At 65.6% G+C, this 6,000-nt stretch carries 7 protein-coding genes and 1 pseudogene; 4 read left to right on the top strand and 4 right to left on the bottom strand.

Annotation, left to right across the window (positions count from 1 at the left end):
* Window positions 1-241 precede the first annotated feature (241 nt).
* A complete protein-coding gene (locus ACGFNH_RS27175) occupies window positions 242-637 on the top strand; it encodes an ATP-binding protein (protein ID WP_393658018.1) in 396 nt (131 codons plus the stop codon).
* 589 nt (window positions 638-1,226) lie between these two features.
* Here the strand turns inward: ACGFNH_RS27175 and ACGFNH_RS27170 are convergent.
* From ACGFNH_RS27170 to ACGFNH_RS27160, 3 genes and pseudogenes are all read right to left on the bottom strand, one after another.
* A complete protein-coding gene (locus tag ACGFNH_RS27170) occupies window positions 1,227-1,397 on the bottom strand; it encodes a hydrophobic protein (RefSeq protein ID WP_393658016.1) in 171 nt (56 codons plus the stop codon).
* A 137-nt stretch (window positions 1,398-1,534) separates the two neighbouring features.
* A pseudogene (locus tag ACGFNH_RS27165) lies at window positions 1,535-1,926 on the bottom strand (thiol-disulfide oxidoreductase DCC family protein).
* A 130-nt stretch (window positions 1,927-2,056) separates the two neighbouring features.
* Window positions 2,057-2,260 carry a cold-shock protein gene (locus ACGFNH_RS27160; protein WP_393658014.1) on the bottom strand — a complete coding sequence of 68 codons (204 nt, stop codon included), beginning with the start codon at window positions 2,258-2,260 and terminating at the stop codon, window positions 2,057-2,059.
* A 140-nt stretch (window positions 2,261-2,400) separates the two neighbouring features.
* On the opposite strand from ACGFNH_RS27160, the gene ACGFNH_RS27155 reads away from it, so the two are divergent.
* The gene (locus ACGFNH_RS27155; RefSeq protein ID WP_393658046.1) at window positions 2,401-3,048 is read left to right on the top strand and encodes an RNase A-like domain-containing protein; all 648 of its coding nucleotides are present in this window, start codon (window positions 2,401-2,403) and stop codon (window positions 3,046-3,048) included.
* A 16-nt stretch (window positions 3,049-3,064) separates the two neighbouring features.
* The gene (locus ACGFNH_RS27150) at window positions 3,065-3,739 is read left to right on the top strand and encodes a contact-dependent growth inhibition system immunity protein (protein WP_393658012.1); all 675 of its coding nucleotides are present in this window, start codon (window positions 3,065-3,067) and stop codon (window positions 3,737-3,739) included.
* 335 nt (window positions 3,740-4,074) lie between these two features.
* Here the strand turns inward: ACGFNH_RS27150 and ACGFNH_RS27145 are convergent, their stop codons facing one another.
* Window positions 4,075-4,734, bottom strand: a complete 660-nt coding sequence (locus ACGFNH_RS27145) for an ATP-binding cassette domain-containing protein (protein ID WP_393658010.1) — start codon at window positions 4,732-4,734, stop codon at window positions 4,075-4,077.
* Window positions 4,735-5,112: 378 nt separating this feature from the next.
* On the opposite strand from ACGFNH_RS27145, the gene ACGFNH_RS27140 reads away from it, so the two are divergent.
* Entirely contained in the window at window positions 5,113-5,946 is an 834-nt protein-coding gene (locus ACGFNH_RS27140; RefSeq protein WP_393658008.1) for an SDR family NAD(P)-dependent oxidoreductase, read from the top strand.
* Window positions 5,947-6,000 lie beyond the last annotated feature (54 nt).

The following is a 6,000-nucleotide window of genomic DNA, read 5'->3' as shown; positions in this document are numbered from 1 at the left end:
TGCGCACTGCAACTGCATGTACTGCTGCCGGCAGTTCGTCTCTGCCAGGCCCTGCTGTCTCTCTGGGCTACGAGAGAAACCATAGCCACGCCACCACCCAATGTCTACTCCGGCCAAGGCAGATTTCCATGCCTTCGGCGATGAGGTAATCGAGTCCCGCCGGGTTGAGGGGTGCCAGGCGGGGCATAAAGGGCGGCGTAGGCAGGACCGGCATTGACGAGCCAGAGACCAGGGGAGCCTGATGGACACGATGTGCGCCAACGCCACGACCACCCGCTCCGCGACCACTGTCTCCGGCGCACGCGAGACCACCCGGGCGTTCCTCGAAACCCTCGGGCAGTCGGCCGTCGACTCAGAAGCGACCGACAGTGTCGTCCTGGTCGTCTCCGAACTCGTCACCAACGCCCTGCGCCACGGCGGCGGCACCTACACCCTCCGCCTGACCGCCCACCCCGGCCTCATCGAGGTGTCCGTCGACGACCTCAGCCCGCGGTTACCGCGGATGCGCACCGCAGACCTGAACGGCGGCACCGGAGGCTTCGGCTGGCCCATGGTCAACCGCCTCGCCCGCGCCACCACGGTCACCCGCCGACCGTCCGGCGGCAAGACCGTAAGCGCCCTCCTCGCCCGCATGTAGGACACATTTGCTGGTGGGCGGATTGCTACGTTGGCCGCGTGCGCTCCCCAACAGGGCAGCGCCCCGCGGGAAGACATCGACTAGGCAGAGAACGGCAGGTGAGCCCCCGCCAGGCATATCTGCTGAAGCACGCGGAGGGGCCCGGGGCGGGCGGCGCTGGAGACGCAGGCCCCCTGCGTAAACGCCGCCCACCCCGGCCGAGAGACCAGGTGGCCGGATCCGCTGCAAGGGCACCGGCCCCGGGCGCCGAATCACGCAGGATCACTGGTCTTGTGCCCGATGACGATCCAACCCCAGGGCACGTTGAGGGCAGCAGATGTCGCAGGGGAGCACGTCCGGGTCGGCGAGTAGGTCGAAGGCCTACTGGCGCCGGAAACGGCGGCCGGGGCGGAAGGCGCTGGAGGCGCAGGTCCCCTGCGTAGACGCCGCCCACCCCGGCCCTGTGGATCCGGGTTCCCCCAATTCACAACCCTATGGATCCGCCTGGGCGTTTCTCGAAGGCTTATGCCGGATGGGAAAAGCGCAAGCATGCAGGTGGGGCCGGACCAGAGATCGATCTGGTCCGGCCCCACCCATAGGTTGAGACGGTCTACCAGCGGTACCAGCGGCCCCTGCGGCCGCCGGCTCCGGTGCTGCGGAGAACGAAGCCGAGAAGCCAGAGCACCAGCACGATGACGGCAATCCACCACAGGGCCTTAAGCGCGAATCCGGCACCAAAGAGGATCAGTGCGAGAAGCAGAACGAGGAGCAGGGGAACCATGATTATCAACCTCCGAGCAGTCGTGTGCCCGGCCGCAATCTGGCCATGCGCAAAAAGCCAATGAGTTGATACGGCCCTGACGCGGGAACTCGCTCGCGTTTGTCGCGCATTGCAGGATCCCAAATTTCTGCCGGCCGCTACGGTCCTTGTGTTCGATGGTTAGGCAGAGCGCATGCCACTATCCCTCCCGGCATGCGGTGACGATTGTTCGCCACCAGCCGGTAGACACCGTGGGCGGTCCACCGCACGGGGGGGGCAGCATGAGCAACGCACCCGGCAGCGACCATCCCCGGCCTGCGCTCAAGAGTGTCTTCGCAACGGCCTGGGCACCTCCGTGCACTGTTCCCACGGGAGTCACCCACAGCACCTCATACTCGGCTCGTGCCTGGGTGACGCCGAACGACTGCAGGTCCGCGAACTGCCAGGGGACGATCTCGCAGCGGGGCCGGATGCGTCGCTCGGCGAATCTCACCGAGATGGTGCAGAAACCGCAATCTCCATCGAAGACGAGCACAGGCTGAGTCCGCATGACTCCATCATGGCCTCCTGGGCGTAGACGTCGCCGGTCTACTCGCCGTGATGCTCTGCGACCAGCTCACCGGCTTCGCGCAGTGGCCCCGCTCCCAGCTGGCGGGAGCGAGCCACTGGGGCGCTCAGGGTCAGGCGGGGGTGATGTTCTCCGCCTGGGCGCCCTTCTGGCCCTGGGTGACGTCGAAGTGCACCTTCTGCCCCTCCTGCAGCTCACGGAAGCCGGAGCTGCTGATGTTGGAGTAGTGAGCGAAGACGTCCGGACCTCCACCGTCCTGCTCGATGAAGCCGAAGCCCTTTTCCGAGTTGAACCACTTCACGGTTCCGGTAGCCATGCATGCCCTCCACAGGGACTCGAAATCGGCTCCCGCACCGCGCGGAAGCCTGAGGTGATTGCCCTGGTCCTTCGTTGACCTGAACAGCAAACCGCCCGTGCATCGACTGATAACGGGCGGGAACTTCGGAACCACGACAGCTGGAACAGGCGCTACACGGCTGCTGTCGCGGACTCCACGATCTTCGGGCCGCGGAGCACCGCTGCCGCCAGCTGAGCCGGCGCCCGCGTCTCACCCATCGCGCTCGGGCAGGCCCAGCGACATCACTGCTCGCCGTTCAGCAGCGAATACATGAACGTGTCCCGCCTGTCGGTCCGAGAGGACCACTCCTGCGCCAGGGTGACTGGAACGCCTGGCCGCGAAGCAAACGAAAGGGGTCCACGCAGCCCAAACACCGGGCGGACATTAAGGGCAACGAAGGGCTCAAAGGGGCCCACACGATCGATAAGCATGTCGGGAAAACTGACACCGAACTGCGAGCTCGGCTTCGTGACGATCCGAACATCGCCGGCAGTTCCACTTTCCGCGATGAAGCCGATGCCCAACGCTTCACGGATGCGGCGATGCTGGACAAGCAGAGCGAAGTAAGCAGATGGCTTGACGGCGGCAAGGGCTCCTCAAAGGTGATCGAGGTAGAATTTGGTGAGGTTACGGGGCGTAGCCTGTCCCGTGAAGATTTCATACGTGGCTCGGGACCGCACGACGTCCAAAGCGTGAGGCTGGTGCTGCGCCGCGATCCCGACCTTGCGGACGGGTTCCGCATCCAGACGTCGTTCCCCACTCCCTAACCTCGGAGACTGAAGCATGAGCCACCCCAGAGATCTTGCGGAGTATGAACGCTTCCCCGCCCTCCACGAACTGCTCGATTCCTACGCTTCGATTGACTACACCTTCACGGATACGCCCGACCAACCAGGGCCTGCCCTCCAGGCGTATGCGCGGCTGTCACGCGATACACCAGACCGACTCGACATGGCGGTCCGTGAAATCGATGAGCTGCTCCACATCGGCTTGGCCAGTGAGGAAATCGCAAACGACGTGGACCTCCTGCCCCGTATCAAGCCGGCAGCAGGGCGTAGCGTCGAGGAATGCCTTCAGATCGCTCGTGACCATTTGATTCGGATGGCTGGCGCCGACAACGTGGTGAAACCTATGGCGCCGCAGACCAAATGGGAATGGAGAGCCCGATTCCCGGAGCTGCACCAGTTGCTCGGCGCCTACTTCCACCAGGACTTCTCTCACGACTACGCCTCTCATGATGAAGCGATCGCTGACTACTCCTCAGGGGCACCAACTGATGACATCCGTCAAGCAGTAGAGGAGATTCACACGCTCTTGTCGCTTATCGAGTCGGACACCGAGCTCAGCCACGCTGCGAACGTGCTCGGCCTCGAGGTCTATCCCCCCAAGGGCACTTCACTCCGCCAGTGGTTGACGGACGTATCCGACCGCCTCGCCCGATCCGTGGAGTACAGGTAGGGGCCCCGAGGGAGCGATGGTCCGCCTCGTGTGTGCAATGGGGCCCTGCTGTCCGGAGCGGCAAACGAGCACGACATGAAGAGGCCCCGGCAGTCATTCCGGGGGACCCAGCCGGCAGGGGCGGCTGGGTGGTTAGGACGCGGCGCGGACGAGCAGGGTGCCGATGTGGTGGGGCTCGGGCGCCGAGAAGGCGTGCCTCGGCTGCGGAGAACACACGATTCAGAGCCGGCCACCGATTCTGGAACCACGTAGCCCCGCTCGCACCCCCCTGGCCGAACGTGGCCAATGCCCTGGAGGAAGGGATCCCGTTCTGAGACCTCAACTGCTAGTGGTGGTCACGGACGCGTGCAGAAAGGCACCCCGTCCAGAGCGGTGCGCTCAGCACTCGGTGACCGCACGCAGGATGCCATCGCCGCCTCATCCGGTCCGGGGAAAATCTCACCGCCGTGGTGAGAAGAGGGAGTCGGATCGAATTCCGAGACCATGTGTTTGATCTGGTGCAGGTACGTCTCAGCGAACGGCGGCTCGTAACCCAGCTCGTTCCAGCGGTGCCGGCACAAAGCGAGCTCGACGGTGCGGAGGATGAACGCCTTAGCCCGGTCTGGCTCGTCGCCCCAGTCGAGGTCCTGCAGATCAAAACCCACGGCGCCTCTCCCCATGACGATGGCCACGAGCTTTTGCTGCTCGGCGGAGAGGCCGGCCGGGTTCTGCCCGGCCTCTTCCTCAAGACCCACATGGCGCAGAGCTTCCATGACAGCAGTCCGCCGGGCCGTGCGGTCGGTGGCGCACAACCCCTGGGCCAAGGCCTCGTACGTGGTGAGCGCCGTGAGCAAAGCGGGCTGCTGCGGGACGAGAAGACCTCGAAGCTCCGTGAGTTCCTGCTCGTCCATAGCGTCCAGCTCCCGGGAGCCCTGGAAGACCTTGCCCTGGCTTGGTCGCTCCAGGCCCGAGGCGCACCGCAGGAGTGTGCTCTTGCCCGCACCGGGAGGGCCCACGACCGCGGTCAGAGTTCGCTCCGGGAAGCCGACACTGGCTTCGCTGAGGCCGGCGGCACCGTGGTGGTCGACGGAGACTTGACCAACTGGACGACGGGTAGACGAATATCAGCGATCTGGGGCATGTCGGTCAGTCCTCGTCGAGGTCGAATGCGGGTGGTCTCAGTGCAGCAGGACGACCTGGGGGTGGCAGTAGACCTGACAGGAGAGTCAAGGGGCGGGTTTCCCCCACCGCCGCCCCCGAAATGGCAGGTACCTGGCGTTTGCGATCGTTCAGCCGCGGGGCATGACGGACTTCCTGTCTCAAAGTTGTCGGCAAAGGATCAGCGGGGCCTAGGCTCGGATGTGTCCTGCAATCCAGAAGGAGCCAGAAAAGCAGTGGCCGACAAGCGAGTTGTCATCGTGACCGGTGGAGGTACGGGCATTGGAGAGGCCACCGCCCGGCTGCTCCGAGAAGGAGGTCACCACGTGGTCGCCTCCGGTCGGCGGAGCGAGCCGTTGCGACGTCTCGAACAGGAGATAGGGGTACTCGCGCATCCGTCCGATGTAGGGGACCCGGAGGCCGCCGACGGTCTCGTTCGAGCCGCCCTGGCCGTCCACGGGCGACTCGACGGACTTGTACTCAACGCGGGCATCGGGCGCGGTGGGACCGTAGGCGACTTGTCGTTGGAGGACTGGGACGAGGTGATGCGCACGAACGTCACCGGCCCGTTGCTGCTCCTGCGCGCGGCGATCCCGCACTTGCTGGAGGCGAGCGGAGCGGTGGTCGCTGTCGCTTCGGTATCCGCGCTGCGCAACGGCACGAGCAACGCCCCGTACGCCACGTCCAAGGCAGCCTTGCTCCAGCTTTGCCGTTCCGTCGCCGTCGACTACGGGCGTCAGGGGGTGCGGGCCAACATCGTGTGTCCGAGCTGGGTGAGGAGCGAGATGGCCGACCGCCGCATGGCGCGCTTCGCCGCTGAAGCGGACCTGCGGGGCGATGGCGTGGATGACGCCTATGAGGAGGTGACCGGGCACCTTCCCCTGGGCCGACCGGGTGAGCCGCGTGAGATCGCGGAGGCGATCGGCTGGCTGCTGTCCCCGGCAGCGTCGTATGTGAACGGTGCCGTGCTCACCGTCGACGGCGGGGCGACGGCCCTGGACCCCGGGACGCTCGCGTTCGACTTCCACGTCGCGCCACGCCGCGACGAAGTATCCGACACTCCCCGATGAGCACCGCTGGGCCTACGACTCTCCTGCCACCTGAGCCTGTTGCTCCCGGGGGGC

This window comes from Streptomyces sp. NPDC048639 (assembly GCF_043199075.1).
GTDB lineage: Bacteria > Actinomycetota > Actinomycetes > Streptomycetales > Streptomycetaceae > Streptomyces.
Note: the sequence above shows the minus strand (reverse complement) of the source record. Positions and strands in the feature narration are given on the sequence as shown.